Here is a 13,737-nt window from a genome sequence, read left to right on the forward strand (position 1 = left end):
GCAGGCGGTGAAACTTGAATATTAACGAGAATACAATTCAACGATCAGGGATTCGTTGACATCGTGAGCGATATCGCTACGATCTGGCATGGACTTGAAAGTACCTTCCAGTTTTTTCGCATCAACAGCTACCCATGAAGGCATGCCGGATTGTTCTGCCAGGGACAGAGCTTCAGCGATACGAACTTGTTTTTTCGCTTTTTCACGAACAGCGATCACGTCACCAGATTTAACTTGGTAAGAAGCGATGTTGACAACGATACCGTTGACTGTGAATGCTTTGTGGCTCACCAGCTGACGTGCTTCAGCGCGTGTGGAGCCGAAGCCCATACGGTAAGCGACGTTGTCCAGACGGGATTCCAGCAATTTCAACAGTGTTTCGCCTGTGTTGCCTTTTTGACGGTCAGCTTCAGCGAAGTAGCGGCGGAACTGACGTTCCAAAACGCCGTACATACGTTTAACTTTTTGCTTTTCGCGCAATTGGTTACCGTAGTCAGAGGTACGAGCACCAGAAGTGCGACCATGCTGACCTGGTTTTGCGTCCAGTTTGCATTTAGAGTCCAGGGAGCGACGTGCGCTCTTCAAGAACAGGTCCGTGCCTTCGCGACGGGAAAGTTTTGCTTTTGGTCCGATATAACGTGCCACGATGTTTTCCTTGTAAATGACGCAGTGTTTCTTCACTACGCTAGTCTGATCTGCCTGCAATCAGACGGTGGTCTTAACAACAAAGGTCATGCCTTTGATTATTTTTTTACTACCCTAAAATTTCCACAACACAAAACCCGCCAACGAAATGGCGGGTCTGCATTCTAACGGAGATTCCGCAAGAATGCCAGCAGAGAATAATTCTGCTTGCCTAAGGCGCTTAAATAATAAGCAACTTAGATACGACGACGCTTTGGAGGGCGGCAGCCGTTATGTGGAACTGGAGTAACGTCTTGAATCAGGGAGATCTTGATACCCAGATTGTTCAAAGCGCGTACTGAAGATTCGCGACCTGGGCCTGGGCCTTTGATACGAACTTCCAGATTTTTGATACCACATTCAACCGCAACTTTACCAGCTGCCTCTGCTGCAACCTGCGCTGCAAACGGAGTAGACTTACGTGAGCCTTTGAAGCCAGCACCACCGGCAGTTGCCCAAGACAACGCATTGCCTTGACGATCAGTGATCGTGATGATGGTGTTGTTGAAAGAAGCGTGAACGTGAGCGATACCTTCCGCAACGTTCTTTTTAACTTTCTTACGCGCACGTGCTGCTGCAGCGTTATTTTGAGCTTTTGCCATAATGTTTTCCTTGGATCCGGGCTAGCCTGGATTATTTCTTCAAAGATTGCGCTGCTTTACGTGGACCCTTACGAGTACGCGCATTTGTGCGTGTACGTTGGCCACGGCAAGGCAAGCCTTTACGATGACGGAGACCACGGTAGCAACCCAAGTCCATCAAACGTTTGATGTTCATGGAGAGTTCACGACGCAAGTCGCCTTCGACGATAAATTTACCGATTTCGTCGCGAAGCTTCTCGAGTTCGTTGTCATCCAGATCTTTAACCTTTTTATTGGTCAAAACACCTGTTGCGTCACAGATTTTCTGTGCGCGTGGACGGCCAATACCATAGATAGCTGTTAAGCCGATTACGGTATGCTGATGATTTGGGATATTAACCCCTGCGATACGTGCCATTCGTTATTCCTCGTTCAATAACGTTAATTAACCTTGGCGCTGCTTATGGCGTGGTTCTGTGCATATAACACGAACAACACCCTTGCGCTTGATGATTTTGCAGTTGCGGCAGATCCGCTTAACTGATGCGAGAACTTTCATTTTTGCCCTCTTTCCTTCTAGTTCATTTTAAATTTACTTGGTACGGAACACTATTCGCGCCCGGCTCAAATCATAAGGCGTCAATTCCACTGTCACCTTATCACCTGGAAGAATACGAATATAGTTCATTCGCATCTTCCCGGAAATATGGCCAAGTACAACATGCCCGTTTTCCAACTTAACTCGAAATGTTGCATTCGGAAGATTCTCAAGAATCTCGCCCTGCATCTGTATAACGTCGTCTTTTGCCATTCGATCTGCTGTCCCCTGGGCGATTACCGAGTAGGAATCCCGCCCTTGAAATTTGCTTTACGAAGAAGCGATTCATATTGCTGGGACATAACATAGTTCTGTACCTGCGCCATAAAGTCCATGGTCACCACCACGATAATCAGCAGAGACGTTCCGCCGAAATAAAATGGTACTTTCCACTTCGCAATCAAAAATTCTGGCAACAGACAAACCAGCGTAATGTAAATCGCACCTGCCAGCGTCAAACGCATCAAGATCTTGTCGATATAGCGTGCGGTCTGGTCGCCAGGACGTATCCCAGGAACAAAAGCACCGCTCTTCTTCAAGTTATCAGCGGTTTCTTTGCTATTGAATACCAAAGCGGTATAGAAGAAGCAGAAGAAAATGATCGCTATTGCATACAACAAAGCGTGTATAGGTTCACCAGGCGCCATCGACGCTGCCAGGTCCTTCAGGAAAGTGATAAACCCACTTGTTGAAGACTCTGCACCCTTGGTAAACCAGCTAGTAATCGTCGCTGGAAACAAGATGATGGAAGAAGCAAAAATAGGAGGAATTACACCAGCCATATTCAACTTCAGCGGCAAATGACTGCTTTGACCGCCCATAATTTTGTTACCAACCTGACGCTTCGCATAGTTCACCAGGATCTTGCGTTGACCACGCTCGACAAACACCACCGCAAACGTTACCGCAGGAACTACAACACAAATAACCAGTGCGGCAAAGTTACCCATTTGACCAGTACGGACCAGTTCAAACAAATTACTCAAACCACCAGGCAAGCCTGCTGCAATACCGGCAAAAATGATGATCGAAATACCATTTCCCAGACCGCGCTCAGTGATTTGCTCACCTAACCACATCAGGAACATGGTGCCGGTCACCAGCGACAGCACTGTCGTCAAACGGAATGCCATGCCAGGATCAAGTACCAGATTAGCCTGTCCCTCAAGACCAAATGCAATAAAATAGCTTTCGATCAAGGCAAGAACCACAGTGCCATAACGTGTAAATTGCGTAATCTTTCTACGACCGGATTCGCCCTCTTTTTTGAGTGCTTCCAATTGCGGAGAGACAATCGACATCAATTGCATGATGATCGACGCAGAAATATACGGCATGATACCGAGCGCGAATACAGTAAATCTTTGCATCGCACCACCGGAAAACATATTAAACATACCCAGTAAACCACCCTGGTTTTGTTTAAACATTTCTTCCAGTACTTTGGCGTCTATACCTGGTACAGGAACATGTGCACCAATCCTGTAGACAACCAGTGCCGCCAGCAAGAACCAGAGTCGACCCCATGGGAACCCGCTTGCCGCACTTTTTTGTTGTGGAGATGTTGCCAATTAATGCTCCGGTTGTCTGCTTAAATTAAGCGATAGTGCCGCCAGCAGCTTCGATTGCAGCTTTAGCGCCTTTAGTGACGATCAAGCCGTTCAAAGAAACTTTCTTGGTGATGGCACCAGACAAGATCACACGGACTACACGTGCGAGCTCAGAAACTACGCCGGCTTGTTTCAAAGCCAAAACGTCGATCTCTGTCACTGGCAGGTTTTCCAGATCTGTCAGGCGAACTTCTGCTTTGTACGGAGTTGCCAGTGATTTGAAACCACGTTTTGGCAAACGACGTTGCAAAGGCATCTGACCGCCCTCAAAACCGACTTTATGAAAGCCGCCTGAACGGGATTTTTGACCTTTATGGCCGCGACCCGCTGTCTTACCTAAGCCTGAACCGATACCGCGACCAACACGACGTTTGTAGTGTTTTGCGCCATCAGCTGGCTGGATTGTATTCAATTCCATAATTTGCTCCGATCGCAAACCTGACGGCTTACGATACAACCTTCACAAGATACGAGACTTTATTGATCATGCCACGTACGGATGGTGTGTCTTCCAGTTCGGAAACTGAATTAACACGACGCAGACCCAGGCCACGTACAGTTGCACGGTGATCCTGGCGTGTGCCGATCAAACCTTTAACCAATTGCACTTTTACTGTCTTAGACATGAGGTGCTCCTTAACTGAGAATTTCTTCAACAGTTTTGCCACGCTTTGCAGCGATTTCAGATGGAGTACTCATCTTGGCCAAACCGTTCAAAGTTGCACGAACCATGTTGTATGGATTTGTGGAGCCGTTGGATTTCGCCACGACGTTTACAATACCCATTACTTCAAAAATTGCGCGCATTGGACCACCAGCGATAACGCCAGTACCTTCTTTTGCTGGAGAAATCATGACGGAAGACGCGCCGTGCTTGCCAGTAACGGTGTGTTGCAGAGTACCGTTCTTCAAAGTCACTTTGATCATCTTACGACGTGCTTCTTCCATCGCTTTTTGTACAGCAACTGGAACTTCTTTCGATTTCCCTTTGCCCATACCGATACGGCCATCGCCGTCACCAACGACTGTCAGCGCCGCGAAACCCATGATACGACCACCCTTGACCACTTTGGTCACGCGGTTGATCGCGATCATTTTTTCGCGCATGCCATCATCCGGCTTGTCGGCTGCTGTTTTTGCTTGCATTTTTGCCATGACAAATTTTCCTTAGAACTTCAAGCCAGCTTCACGGGCTGCTTCTGCAAGCGCCTTGACGCGACCGTGGTAACGGAAACCGGAGCGGTCAAACGCAACTTCGGTAACCCCTGCTTTGATTGCCTTCTCTGCAACACGTTTGCCGATCAAGCTCGCTGCAGCAGCGTTGCCGCCTGCACCAGACTTGCCAGCCAACTCTGCACGTACTTCTGCTTCTACTGTAGAAGCAGATGCCAACACTTTGGCGTCTGGGCCAATGATGTTTGCATAGATGTGCAGGTTTGTGCGATGCACGGCCAGGCGGTTCACTTTGAGTTCTGCGATCTTGGCACGGGTTTGACGTGCGCGGCGCAGACGTGATTGTTTCTTGTCCATCGTCAACCCCTATTACTTCTTCTTGGTTTCTTTAATCACAACCACTTCGTCCGCATAGCGAACGCCTTTGCCTTTATAAGGCTCTGGACTGCGGTATGCACGAACTTCAGCAGCAACCTGACCAACTTTTTGCTTATCAATCCCTTTGATCAGGATTTCAGTTGGAGTTGGTGTTGCGCATGTAACGCCTGCTGGCATTGCGTGAACAACTGGGTGCGAGAAACCAAGAGACAAATTCAATTTGTCGCCTTGAGCTTGCGCTTTGTAACCAACACCGACCAGATTCAGTTTCTTTTCGAAACCTTTAGTGACGCCGTTAACCATGTTGTTGACCAGGGCACGCAGGGTACCGCTCATCGCATTGGCTTCACGACCATCATTAGCTGGGGAAAAACTCAAAGTGCCATTGTCGTTCGCAACTGTCACCAAGCCATTCAAGGCTTGAGACAACACGCCCTGTGGGCCTTTAATTGTAATCTGCTCTGTCGAAATGGTGACTTCAGCACCTGCCGGCAAAGCGATTGGCATCTTACCTACTCGAGACATCTTTCACTCCTTAGGCGACGTAGCAAATCACTTCGCCACCGACACCGGTTGCGCGCGCTTTGCGGTCAGTCATAACGCCTTTTGGTGTGGAAACGATCGCCACTCCCAAACCGTTCATGACACTTGGGATCTCGTCTTTACCTTTGTAAATACGGAGACCTGGACGTGATACACGTTCCAAGCGTTCAATCACAGGACGTCCTGCGTAATATTTCAAGCCGATTTTCAATTCGGACTTACCTGCAGTTTCAGAAACTGCGAAATCTTCAATGTAACCTTCGTCTTTAAGTACGTTCGCAATTGCGATCTTTACTTTGGAAGACGGCATCGCGACGACAGTTTTTTGAACAACTTGTGCGTTACGAATGCGGGTCAGCATATCGGCGATAGGATCGCTCATACTCATTGCTTATTCTCCTATTACCAGCTGGCTTTAGTCATACCCGGGATTTCACCACGCATGGCGACTTCACGGAGTTTAATACGGCCCAAACCGAATTTACGGAATGTGCCACGTGGGCGACCTGTCAAAGCGCAACGGTTACGCTGACGAGTCGGATTGGAGTTACGTGGCAAGGCCTGCAACTTCAGACGAGCAAGATAATGCTCTTCTTCAGTCTTTGATTGGTCATCAATGATGGCCTTCAATTCGGCGCGTTTGCCAGCGAATTTCTTCACCAGGTCTGCACGCTTTTGCTCACGATTAATCAGTGCCAGTTTTGCCATGGCGACCTCAGTTTCTGAACGGAAATTTAAATGCGGCGAGGAGCGATTTCGCTTCGTCGTCGGTCTTTGCTGTTGTCGTGATACTGATATTCATACCACGCAACGCGTCGATCTTGTCGTATTCGATTTCAGGGAAAATGATCTGTTCCTTGACACCGATATTGTAGTTACCACGACCATCAAACGCACGACCAGAAACGCCACGGAAGTCACGTACACGCGGCAAAGCCACGGTAATGAAACGGTCCAGGAATTCATACATCTGAGCGCCACGCAAAGTTACCATACAACCAATTGGGTAGCCTTCACGGATTTTAAAACCAGCGATCGCTTTGCGAGCTTTGGTAACTACTGGTTTTTGACCAGCAATCTTGGTGAGGTCACCAACTGCATGCTCGATAATCTTTTTGTCCGCAATTGCTTCAGACAAACCCATGTTCAGGGTGATTTTCAAGATACGTGGAACTTCCATAACTGATTTGTACGCGTACTTTTCAGTCAGTTCACCAACGATTTTATCTTTATATATTGCTTGTAGACGGGCCATGATGTTATGCCTTCACAACTTCGCCAGTCGACTTGTAGATACGGACTTTCTTGCCATCCACTACCTTGAAGCCTACACGGTCTGCTTTGCCAGACGCTGCATTAAACAATGCAACATTCGACACATGAATCGGCATCACTTTATCCACGATGCCACCTACTGCGCCAGTCATTGGGTTAGGCTTAACAGCTTTTTTAGCAACGTTAATACCTGCAACAACAACGTAATCGCTATCGATGCAAACTTGCACCTGACCGCGTTTACCTTTGTCTTTACCCGTCAAGACGATGACTTCGTCGTTTTTACGAATTTTGTTCATCACGACCCCTTACAGCACTTCTGGAGCCAAAGACACGATTTTCATAAAGCGCTCAGTACGCAATTCGCGTGTTACTGGGCCGAAAATACGAGTACCGATAGGCTCAAGTTTTGCATTCAACAATACTGCAGCATTGCCATCAAATTTGACCAACGAGCCATCTTGACGACGAACACCCTTAGCTGTCCTCACGACAACGGCGTTGTAAATTTCACCTTTTTTTACACGACCGCGCGGAGCAGCAGACTTAACAGTGACTTTAATTACGTCACCAATACCCGCATAACGACGCTTGGAACCGCCCAACACCTTGATGCACAAAACTTCGCGCGCACCAGTGTTGTCAGCCACTTCCAGCCGGCTTTCTGTTTGAATCATAATGTTCTCTTTCCCAACTTAATCCACACAACTTGCACAATGCAAATTTGTAGTCAGTCTTGGTCCCGCCAGCTAACCCCTACATAACCCACAATGCACGAGCCAACTGATTAGGTGGACGATTTTTTAACCACTTTCACAACAAGAGGGCGTTATGAAAGACATTTAGGCTGCCACTCGCATACTTTGCAAATGACAGCCCATCATTATTACACTAAAAAACTTTTTGTGCAATAAATTTATACTACTTGTGCGACTTGAACCACACGTGTCACTGTCCAAGCTTTAGTCTTGGAGATAGGACGACCTTCTTGAATTTCAACGGTGTCGCCGGCCTTTGCCTGGTTCGCTTCATCGTGTGCGTGGTACTTAGCACTACGGACGATGATCTTGCCATACAAAGGATGCTTAACGTGACGTTCAACAACCACTGTTACGGTTTTGTCCATCTTGTCGGAAACAACCTTGCCAATCAATGTGCGCTTCAGTGCGACTTTAACTTGATCGTTCATTATTTGGCATCCTTCTGGTTCATGACGGTTTTCACACGTGCGATGTCACGACGAACTTTCTTCAATTGAGAAGTGTTAGTCAGCTGTTGCGTAGCGATTTGCATACGCAGGCTGAATTGTGCCTTCAACAATTCATTCAGTTCTTTAGTCAAAGCCGCCTGATCCTTACCTTGGAGTTCAGATACTTTCATTTACAACTCCTATTATTGGCCGACTTGACGGACGACGAACGTTGTCAACAGCGGCAATTTAGCTGCAGCCAAGCGGAACGCTTCGCGTGCCAGCGTCTCATCGACACCATCCATTTCGTACAACATTTTGCCTGGTTGAATCTCGGCAACGTAGTACTCAGGATTACCTTTACCATTACCCATACGGACTTCCGCTGGTTTCTGGGAAATTGGCTTGTCCGGGAAAATGCGGATCCAGATACGGCCACCGCGTTTAATGTGACGAGTCATTGCACGACGCGCTGCTTCAATCTGACGCGCTGTGATACGACCACGACCAACTGCCTTCAAGCCAAACTCACCGAAGGAAACTGCTGTACCACGAGTATGCGAGATACCCTTGTTACGGCCTTTCTGTTCCTTGCGATATTTTCTGCGTGCTGGTTGCAGCATGATTATTCTCCTGCTTTCTCAGCCGGTGCTGCAGCGTCAGCTTTTGCGCGTACGCGCTTGGCTGCCGGGGCTGCTGCGCCGGTCGTCGGTGTTTGTCCTTCTGGACGCTTGGCGCGTGGACGGCTATTTGGCTTGCCATCATCACGACGTGGACCGCGACGTTTTTTGTCGTCTTCCGGTGTCGATTCGATAACAGGCGCATCGCCATTTGCCAAACGATCGCCTTTGTAGACCCATACTTTTACGCCAATAATGCCGTAAGTTGTGGATGCTTCGCCAAAGCCGTAATCGATGTCAGCACGCAGAGTATGCAGAGGCACACGGCCTTCGCGATACCATTCTTTACGTGCGATCTCGATACCGTTCAAACGACCACCAGACATGATCTTGATACCTTGAGCGCCCAAACGCATTGCATTTTGCATCGCACGTTTCATCGCGCGGCGGAACATGATGCGTTTTTCCAGTTGCTGAGCGATAGAATCAGCGATCAGTTGAGCATCGATCTCTGGCTTGCGAATTTCTTCGATGTTGACGTGCACTGGCACGCCCATCAATTTCGACAAGTCGGCTTTCAATACTTCAATGTCTTCGCCTTTTTTACCGATCACAACGCCTGGACGGGAGCTGTATATCGTGATGCGTGCGTTTTTAGCAGGACGCTCAATAACGATGCGGCCTACAGACGCGTTTTTCAGTTTCTTCTTCAGGTATTCACGTACCTTCAGATCTTCGATGAGCATAGTGGCAAAGTTACCATTGCCAGCATACCAACGAGAAGACCAGTTACGTGTTACTGCCAAACGAAAACCGGTTGGATGTATCTTCTGTCCCATCGTGACTCCTTAGTTACCAACGGTCACATAAATGTGACAGGATTGTTTAGAGATACGATCACCACGACCCTTAGCGCGTGCTGTGAAGCGCTTCAGAATCGCACCTTTTTCGACATAGATAGTCTTTACTTTCAGCTCATCGATGTCCGCGCCATCATTGTGTTCGGCGTTTGCAATTGCAGACTCCAACACTTTCTTGATGATCGCAGCACCTTTTTTAGGGCTGAATGCCAGGATATTCAATGCCTGATCTACTTTTTTACCGCGAATCAGGTCAGCCACCAGGCGACCTTTTTGCTCAGACAGACGCACACCGCGCAAATTTGCTTTAGTTTCCATCATCGGTCCTTATCTCTTAGCCTTTTTATCGGCTGCGTGACCCTTGAACGTACGGGTCAGCGCGAATTCGCCGAGCTTGTGACCAACCATGTTTTCGGAAACATAAACTGGTACGTGTTGCTTACCGTTATGAACCGCAATGGTCAAACCGATGAAGTCCGGCATAATTGTCGAACGACGGGACCAAGTCTTGATTGGCTTCTTGTCTTTAGTCGCTTGCGCGGTTTCGACTTTCTTCACCAGGTGGGCGTCGCAAAACGGCCCTTTTTTCAATGAACGTGTCATGTTTTATCCCTTATTTCTTGCCACGGCGTGAGACGATCATCGAAGTAGTGCGCTTGTTGCGACGAGTCTTCTTACCCTTGGTTTGCTGACCCCATGGTGATACTGGGTGACGGCCGGCTGCAGTTTTACCTTCACCACCACCGTGCGGGTGATCGACCGGGTTCATGACCACACCGCGAACGGTAGGACGAACACCACGCCAACGCATTGCACCAGCTTTACCGATTTTGCGCAGGTTATGCTCACCGTTGCCTACTTCACCGATAGTCGCGCGGCATTCGATATGAATACGACGAACTTCACCGGAGCGCAGACGAACCTGAGCGTAAGTACCTTCACGTGCCATCAGGACAACGCCAGCACCAGCTGTACGTGCAATCTGAGCACCTTTACCTGGCAGCATTTCTACGCAATGCATAGTTGTACCGACCGGGATATTACGGATAGGCAAGCAGTTACCAGATTTGATCGGCGCTTGAGAGCCGTTCATGACCTGATCACCAGCAGCCATACCTTTAGGGGCAATGATGTATGCACGTTCGCCGTCCGCGTAGCACAACAAAGCAATGTGTGCTGTACGGTTAGGATCGTATTCAATACGTTCTACTTTTGCAGGGATACCATCTTTGGTGCGTTTGAAGTCAACCAGACGATAATGCTGCTTGTGACCACCACCGATATGACGGGTAGTGATGTGACCGTTGTTATTACGGCCAGCAGTTTTTGATTTCTTTTCCAACAAAGCAGCGAACGGACGACCTTTGTACAGGCCTTCTGTCACTACCTTCACCATACCACGACGACCTGGTGAGGTTGGCTTCATCTTAACGAGTGCCATGCTTATGCCCCCTCAGTGAAGTTAATTTCCTGACCTGGCTTCAAGCATACAAAAGCGCGTCTTGTATGATTGCGGCGGCCATTAAATTTACCGGTACGTTTTTGTTTACCTTGACGATTCGCTACTTGTACGGATTCAACTTGTACTTTGAACAGCAATTCGACGGCAGCTTTGATTTCTGGCTTGGTTGCATCTGGCATAACCAGGAAAACCACTTGCTCATTCTTTTCAGCAACCATCGTTGCTTTTTCAGAAATCACAGGAGCCAGCAACACCTTCATCAGGCGTTCTTCGCTAATTTTGACTTGTGCGCTCATGCCAGCATCTCCTCAATCTTTGCCAGTGCTGGCTTAGTGATCAACACTTTCTTGTAGAACACCAAAGAAACTGGATCAGCATAACGTGGTTCAACAACCAATACGTTTGCCAGGTTACGCGCTGCCAACATCAGGTTTTCATTGAATTCGTCAGTGATAATCAGGACGGAATCCAGGCAACCCATTGCTTTCAGTTTGTCGGACAACAGTTTAGTCTTAGGTGCGTCAACAGTAACATCGTCAACCACATTCAAACGACCTTCACGAGCCAACTGAGACAGGATCGAGCAGATACCTGCGCGATACATCTTTTTGTTAACTTTGTGAGAGAAATTCTCATCAGGCGAGTTCGGGAATATACGACCACCGCCACGCCACAATGGAGAAGAAGACATACCAGCACGTGCACGACCAGTACCTTTTTGACGCCAAGGCTTCTTGGTTGTGTGATGGACTTCTTCACGATCTTTTTGTTTGCGATTACCGCTACGAGCATTGGCTTGGAATGCAACGACGACTTGATGGATCAAGGCTTCATTGTAATCACGACCAAAGATAGTATCAGGAGCGGCTACGTTCGACGCTGCTTGACCTTGTTCGTTTAGGAGCTTCAGTTCCATGGATTAGGCTCCCTTCTTGGCTTTAACTTTAACAGCAGGAGATACAATCACCTGACCATTTTTTGCACCCGGCACGGCACCCTTCACCAGCAACAACTGACGCTCTGCATCTACGCGAGCGATTTCCAGATTTTGCACAGTGCGAGTTGCATCACCCAGATGACCAGTCATGCGCTTACCAGGGAATACACGACCTGGATCCTGCGCCATACCGATAGAACCAGGTACATTATGCGAACGGGAGTTACCGTGAGTTGCACGACCAGAAGAGAAATGGTGACGTTTGATGGTACCGGCATAGCCTTTACCAATCGTTACGCCTTGCACGTCTACTTTTTGACCAGCTTCGAACATACCAACAGGCACAACATCGCCTGCCTTCAATTCAGCAGCTTTAGCAGCATCAATACGGAATTCTTTTAATACAGTACCAGCTTCAACACCTGCTTTTGCGAGGTGACCGGCAGCCGCTTTTGTTACGCGGGATGCACGGCGCTGACCGAAAGTTACCTGAACAGCGGAGTAACCGTCTGTTTCAGGAGTTTTGACTTGCGTCACGCGGTTGTTGGACACGTCCAAAACAGTAACAGGAATCGAATCCCCATCATCTGTAAAGATGCGCATCATGCCAACCTTGCGACCAACTAGGCCCAAGCTCATTGTTTTCTCCATTCTCACCTACGATTGGGTGAGGCTGATGTTTAAAAAACTTAAACGAATAGGCCAGCCGGAGCTGACCTACATCTAAGCCTTCGATTATAGCCCGCAAATTTTTTATTTACAAGACTAATTTATTTGAATTTTCGAAAAATTGTGGTATGTCGAATTTTCAGTATTTTTCTGAGAATACTAATTTGCATCAGTATGCTCAAATCAATAAGAATTATTGCAGTTTGATTTCTACGTCAACACCAGCTGGCAGGTCGAGCTTCATCAACGCGTCAACTGTTTTGTCAGTTGGGTCAACGATGTCCATCAAACGCTGGTGAGTACGGATTTCAAATTGATCACGGGAAGTTTTGTTCACGTGTGGGGAACGCAATACGTCGAAACGCTGGATACGTGTAGGCAAAGGAACCGGGCCTTTAACAACAGCGCCAGTGCGCTTGGCTGTTTCTACGATTTCCAGAGCGGACTGATCGATCAGTTTGTAATCGAAAGCCTTCAGACGGATGCGGATTTTTTGATTTTGTGTGGACATGTTCATTCCTATAAAGAGCGAGCCAGGTACGGCAGAGCCGCCGGCATATTTAATAAAGAGCGAAAACTAAATTGGCTGCCGCATTAAATTCAATACGACAGCCAACTAGTATACTACAAATTACGGCAGATATTACTCGATGATTTTAGCAACAACGCCAGCACCGACTGTACGACCACCTTCACGGATAGCGAAGCGCAAGCCTTCTTCCATCGCGATCGGGTTAATCAATTTAACAGTGATAGAAACGTTATCACCTGGCATGACCATTTCTTTGTCTTTCGGCAACTCGATCGAACCAGTTACGTCCGTTGTACGGAAGTAGAACTGTGGACGGTAGTTGTTGAAGAATGGTGTATGACGGCCACCTTCATCTTTGGACAGAACATAGATCTCGCCTGTGAAATGCGCATGCGGTTTGATCGAACCTGGCTTTGCCAACACTTGACCACGTTGGATATCTTCACGCTTAGTACCACGCAGCAATACGCCGACGTTGTCGCCTGCTTGACCTTGGTCGAGCAGTTTGCGGAACATTTCAACGCCAGTACATGTTGTTTTGACTGTGTCTTTGATACCAACGATTTCGATCTCTTCGCCAACTTTGACGATACCGCGTTCGATACGGCCAGTAACTACTGTACCGC

At 48.0% G+C, this 13,737-nt stretch carries 28 protein-coding genes; all 28 read right to left on the reverse strand.

Features of this window, described 5'->3' with window-relative positions:
* Positions 1-21: 21 nt before the first annotated feature.
* Positions 22-645, reverse strand: coding sequence for a 30S ribosomal protein S4 (gene rpsD, locus ACO0LC_RS27125; protein ID WP_422989145.1), 624 nt, complete (start codon positions 643-645; stop codon positions 22-24).
* Positions 646-881: 236 nt separating this feature from the next.
* A complete protein-coding gene (gene rpsK / locus ACO0LC_RS27130; protein WP_110255932.1) occupies positions 882-1,286 on the reverse strand; it encodes a 30S ribosomal protein S11 in 405 nt (134 codons plus the stop codon).
* A 31-nt stretch (positions 1,287-1,317) separates the two neighbouring features.
* A complete protein-coding gene (rpsM, locus tag ACO0LC_RS27135) occupies positions 1,318-1,683 on the reverse strand; it encodes a 30S ribosomal protein S13 (protein WP_186950499.1) in 366 nt (121 codons plus the stop codon).
* A gap of 27 nt (positions 1,684-1,710) precedes the next feature.
* Positions 1,711-1,824, reverse strand: coding sequence for a 50S ribosomal protein L36 (gene rpmJ, locus ACO0LC_RS27140; protein WP_014004415.1), 114 nt, complete (start codon positions 1,822-1,824; stop codon positions 1,711-1,713).
* 33 nt (positions 1,825-1,857) lie between these two features.
* The gene (infA, locus tag ACO0LC_RS27145; protein ID WP_005663428.1) at positions 1,858-2,076 is read right to left on the reverse strand and encodes a translation initiation factor IF-1; all 219 of its coding nucleotides are present in this window, start codon (positions 2,074-2,076) and stop codon (positions 1,858-1,860) included.
* Between the two features lie 23 nt (positions 2,077-2,099).
* A complete protein-coding gene (secY, locus tag ACO0LC_RS27150) occupies positions 2,100-3,434 on the reverse strand; it encodes a preprotein translocase subunit SecY (RefSeq protein ID WP_423009066.1) in 1,335 nt (444 codons plus the stop codon).
* 25 nt (positions 3,435-3,459) lie between these two features.
* On the reverse strand, positions 3,460-3,891 hold the full coding sequence (gene rplO / locus ACO0LC_RS27155) for a 50S ribosomal protein L15 (RefSeq protein ID WP_110255929.1): 432 nt from the start codon (positions 3,889-3,891) through the stop codon (positions 3,460-3,462).
* A 28-nt stretch (positions 3,892-3,919) separates the two neighbouring features.
* Positions 3,920-4,099, reverse strand: a complete 180-nt coding sequence (rpmD, locus tag ACO0LC_RS27160) for a 50S ribosomal protein L30 (protein ID WP_110255928.1) — start codon at positions 4,097-4,099, stop codon at positions 3,920-3,922.
* A 10-nt stretch (positions 4,100-4,109) separates the two neighbouring features.
* Entirely contained in the window at positions 4,110-4,628 is a 519-nt protein-coding gene (gene rpsE, locus ACO0LC_RS27165; protein ID WP_423009068.1) for a 30S ribosomal protein S5, read from the reverse strand.
* Positions 4,629-4,640: 12 nt separating this feature from the next.
* Positions 4,641-5,003 (reverse strand): 50S ribosomal protein L18, encoded by a 363-nt coding sequence (gene rplR / locus ACO0LC_RS27170; RefSeq protein WP_110255926.1) that lies wholly within the window; start codon positions 5,001-5,003, stop codon positions 4,641-4,643.
* A gap of 12 nt (positions 5,004-5,015) precedes the next feature.
* Positions 5,016-5,549: a 50S ribosomal protein L6 gene (rplF, locus tag ACO0LC_RS27175; RefSeq protein ID WP_110255925.1), complete on the reverse strand. Its 534-nt coding sequence runs from the start codon at positions 5,547-5,549 to the stop codon at positions 5,016-5,018.
* Between the two features lie 10 nt (positions 5,550-5,559).
* Positions 5,560-5,955 carry a 30S ribosomal protein S8 gene (rpsH, locus tag ACO0LC_RS27180; protein ID WP_162039557.1) on the reverse strand — a complete coding sequence of 132 codons (396 nt, stop codon included), beginning with the start codon at positions 5,953-5,955 and terminating at the stop codon, positions 5,560-5,562.
* A gap of 14 nt (positions 5,956-5,969) precedes the next feature.
* The gene (rpsN, locus tag ACO0LC_RS27185; protein WP_423009071.1) at positions 5,970-6,275 is read right to left on the reverse strand and encodes a 30S ribosomal protein S14; all 306 of its coding nucleotides are present in this window, start codon (positions 6,273-6,275) and stop codon (positions 5,970-5,972) included.
* A 7-nt stretch (positions 6,276-6,282) separates the two neighbouring features.
* A complete protein-coding gene (gene rplE / locus ACO0LC_RS27190) occupies positions 6,283-6,822 on the reverse strand; it encodes a 50S ribosomal protein L5 (protein WP_423009073.1) in 540 nt (179 codons plus the stop codon).
* Positions 6,823-6,826: 4 nt separating this feature from the next.
* Positions 6,827-7,141 carry a 50S ribosomal protein L24 gene (gene rplX / locus ACO0LC_RS27195; protein ID WP_110255921.1) on the reverse strand — a complete coding sequence of 105 codons (315 nt, stop codon included), beginning with the start codon at positions 7,139-7,141 and terminating at the stop codon, positions 6,827-6,829.
* 9 nt (positions 7,142-7,150) lie between these two features.
* Positions 7,151-7,519 (reverse strand): 50S ribosomal protein L14, encoded by a 369-nt coding sequence (gene rplN, locus ACO0LC_RS27200; protein ID WP_006464924.1) that lies wholly within the window; start codon positions 7,517-7,519, stop codon positions 7,151-7,153.
* 239 nt (positions 7,520-7,758) lie between these two features.
* Positions 7,759-8,031 carry a 30S ribosomal protein S17 gene (gene rpsQ, locus ACO0LC_RS27205; protein WP_110255920.1) on the reverse strand — a complete coding sequence of 91 codons (273 nt, stop codon included), beginning with the start codon at positions 8,029-8,031 and terminating at the stop codon, positions 7,759-7,761.
* Complete coding sequence (gene rpmC / locus ACO0LC_RS27210) at positions 8,031-8,222, reverse strand: 50S ribosomal protein L29 (RefSeq protein WP_110255919.1); 192 nt, start codon at positions 8,220-8,222, stop codon at positions 8,031-8,033. Before rpmC ends, rpsQ begins: the two co-directional genes overlap by 1 nt.
* 12 nt (positions 8,223-8,234) lie before the next feature.
* The gene (gene rplP, locus ACO0LC_RS27215; protein WP_110255918.1) at positions 8,235-8,654 is read right to left on the reverse strand and encodes a 50S ribosomal protein L16; all 420 of its coding nucleotides are present in this window, start codon (positions 8,652-8,654) and stop codon (positions 8,235-8,237) included.
* A gap of 2 nt (positions 8,655-8,656) precedes the next feature.
* Positions 8,657-9,490, reverse strand: coding sequence for a 30S ribosomal protein S3 (gene rpsC / locus ACO0LC_RS27220; RefSeq protein ID WP_110255917.1), 834 nt, complete (start codon positions 9,488-9,490; stop codon positions 8,657-8,659).
* 9 nt (positions 9,491-9,499) lie between these two features.
* A complete protein-coding gene (rplV, locus tag ACO0LC_RS27225; protein ID WP_174244915.1) occupies positions 9,500-9,832 on the reverse strand; it encodes a 50S ribosomal protein L22 in 333 nt (110 codons plus the stop codon).
* 6 nt (positions 9,833-9,838) lie between these two features.
* On the reverse strand, positions 9,839-10,114 hold the full coding sequence (gene rpsS / locus ACO0LC_RS27230; protein WP_110255916.1) for a 30S ribosomal protein S19: 276 nt from the start codon (positions 10,112-10,114) through the stop codon (positions 9,839-9,841).
* 10 nt (positions 10,115-10,124) lie between these two features.
* Positions 10,125-10,952 carry a 50S ribosomal protein L2 gene (gene rplB, locus ACO0LC_RS27235; RefSeq protein ID WP_110255915.1) on the reverse strand — a complete coding sequence of 276 codons (828 nt, stop codon included), beginning with the start codon at positions 10,950-10,952 and terminating at the stop codon, positions 10,125-10,127.
* A 2-nt stretch (positions 10,953-10,954) separates the two neighbouring features.
* On the reverse strand, positions 10,955-11,269 hold the full coding sequence (rplW, locus tag ACO0LC_RS27240; protein WP_110255914.1) for a 50S ribosomal protein L23: 315 nt from the start codon (positions 11,267-11,269) through the stop codon (positions 10,955-10,957).
* The gene (rplD, locus tag ACO0LC_RS27245; RefSeq protein WP_186953126.1) at positions 11,266-11,889 is read right to left on the reverse strand and encodes a 50S ribosomal protein L4; all 624 of its coding nucleotides are present in this window, start codon (positions 11,887-11,889) and stop codon (positions 11,266-11,268) included. Before rplD ends, rplW begins: the two co-directional genes overlap by 4 nt.
* 3 nt (positions 11,890-11,892) lie before the next feature.
* Entirely contained in the window at positions 11,893-12,549 is a 657-nt protein-coding gene (gene rplC, locus ACO0LC_RS27250; protein ID WP_110255912.1) for a 50S ribosomal protein L3, read from the reverse strand.
* A 223-nt stretch (positions 12,550-12,772) separates the two neighbouring features.
* Complete coding sequence (gene rpsJ, locus ACO0LC_RS27255) at positions 12,773-13,090, reverse strand: 30S ribosomal protein S10 (RefSeq protein WP_110255911.1); 318 nt, start codon at positions 13,088-13,090, stop codon at positions 12,773-12,775.
* A gap of 132 nt (positions 13,091-13,222) precedes the next feature.
* The coding region (locus ACO0LC_RS27260) for an EF-Tu/IF-2/RF-3 family GTPase (RefSeq protein WP_423009076.1) at positions 13,223-13,737 on the reverse strand (515 nt) is incomplete at its 5' end.

The organism is Undibacterium sp. JH2W, assembly GCF_049340425.1.
Taxonomy (GTDB): Bacteria; Pseudomonadota; Gammaproteobacteria; order Burkholderiales; family Burkholderiaceae_D; genus Undibacterium.

Excerpts from the sequence above, each read along its gene's own strand:
- rplE (WP_423009073.1), bottom strand. The coding sequence starts at position 6,822 with ATGGCCCGTCTACAAGCAATATATAAAGATAAAATCGTTGGTGAACTG.
- rpsM (WP_186950499.1), bottom strand. The coding sequence starts at position 1,683 with ATGGCACGTATCGCAGGGGTTAATATCCCAAATCATCAGCATACCGTA.
- rpsH (WP_162039557.1), bottom strand. The coding sequence starts at position 5,955 with ATGAGTATGAGCGATCCTATCGCCGATATGCTGACCCGCATTCGTAAC.
- rpsQ (WP_110255920.1), bottom strand. The coding sequence starts at position 8,031 with ATGAACGATCAAGTTAAAGTCGCACTGAAGCGCACATTGATTGGCAAG.
- rpmJ (WP_014004415.1), bottom strand. The coding sequence starts at position 1,824 with ATGAAAGTTCTCGCATCAGTTAAGCGGATCTGCCGCAACTGCAAAATC.
- rplX (WP_110255921.1), bottom strand. The coding sequence starts at position 7,141 with ATGAACAAAATTCGTAAAAACGACGAAGTCATCGTCTTGACGGGTAAA.
- rpsN (WP_423009071.1), bottom strand. The coding sequence starts at position 6,275 with ATGGCAAAACTGGCACTGATTAATCGTGAGCAAAAGCGTGCAGACCTG.
- rplR (WP_110255926.1), bottom strand. The coding sequence starts at position 5,003 with ATGGACAAGAAACAATCACGTCTGCGCCGCGCACGTCAAACCCGTGCC.
- rpsJ (WP_110255911.1), bottom strand. The coding sequence starts at position 13,090 with ATGTCCACACAAAATCAAAAAATCCGCATCCGTCTGAAGGCTTTCGAT.
- rpsC (WP_110255917.1), bottom strand. The coding sequence starts at position 9,490 with ATGGGACAGAAGATACATCCAACCGGTTTTCGTTTGGCAGTAACACGT.
- rplD (WP_186953126.1), bottom strand. The coding sequence starts at position 11,889 with ATGGAACTGAAGCTCCTAAACGAACAAGGTCAAGCAGCGTCGAACGTA.
- rplW (WP_110255914.1), bottom strand. The coding sequence starts at position 11,269 with ATGAGCGCACAAGTCAAAATTAGCGAAGAACGCCTGATGAAGGTGTTG.
- rplO (WP_110255929.1), bottom strand. The coding sequence starts at position 3,891 with ATGGAATTGAATACAATCCAGCCAGCTGATGGCGCAAAACACTACAAA.
- rplC (WP_110255912.1), bottom strand. The coding sequence starts at position 12,549 with ATGAGCTTGGGCCTAGTTGGTCGCAAGGTTGGCATGATGCGCATCTTT.
- rplB (WP_110255915.1), bottom strand. The coding sequence starts at position 10,952 with ATGGCACTCGTTAAGATGAAGCCAACCTCACCAGGTCGTCGTGGTATG.
- rpsE (WP_423009068.1), bottom strand. The coding sequence starts at position 4,628 with ATGGCAAAAATGCAAGCAAAAACAGCAGCCGACAAGCCGGATGATGGC.
- rpsS (WP_110255916.1), bottom strand. The coding sequence starts at position 10,114 with ATGACACGTTCATTGAAAAAAGGGCCGTTTTGCGACGCCCACCTGGTG.
- rpsK (WP_110255932.1), bottom strand. The coding sequence starts at position 1,286 with ATGGCAAAAGCTCAAAATAACGCTGCAGCAGCACGTGCGCGTAAGAAA.
- rplF (WP_110255925.1), bottom strand. The coding sequence starts at position 5,549 with ATGTCTCGAGTAGGTAAGATGCCAATCGCTTTGCCGGCAGGTGCTGAA.
- infA (WP_005663428.1), bottom strand. The coding sequence starts at position 2,076 with ATGGCAAAAGACGACGTTATACAGATGCAGGGCGAGATTCTTGAGAAT.
- rplN (WP_006464924.1), bottom strand. The coding sequence starts at position 7,519 with ATGATTCAAACAGAAAGCCGGCTGGAAGTGGCTGACAACACTGGTGCG.
- rplP (WP_110255918.1), bottom strand. The coding sequence starts at position 8,654 with ATGCTGCAACCAGCACGCAGAAAATATCGCAAGGAACAGAAAGGCCGT.
- rpmC (WP_110255919.1), bottom strand. The coding sequence starts at position 8,222 with ATGAAAGTATCTGAACTCCAAGGTAAGGATCAGGCGGCTTTGACTAAA.
- rplV (WP_174244915.1), bottom strand. The coding sequence starts at position 9,832 with ATGATGGAAACTAAAGCAAATTTGCGCGGTGTGCGTCTGTCTGAGCAA.
- rpmD (WP_110255928.1), bottom strand. The coding sequence starts at position 4,099 with ATGTCTAAGACAGTAAAAGTGCAATTGGTTAAAGGTTTGATCGGCACA.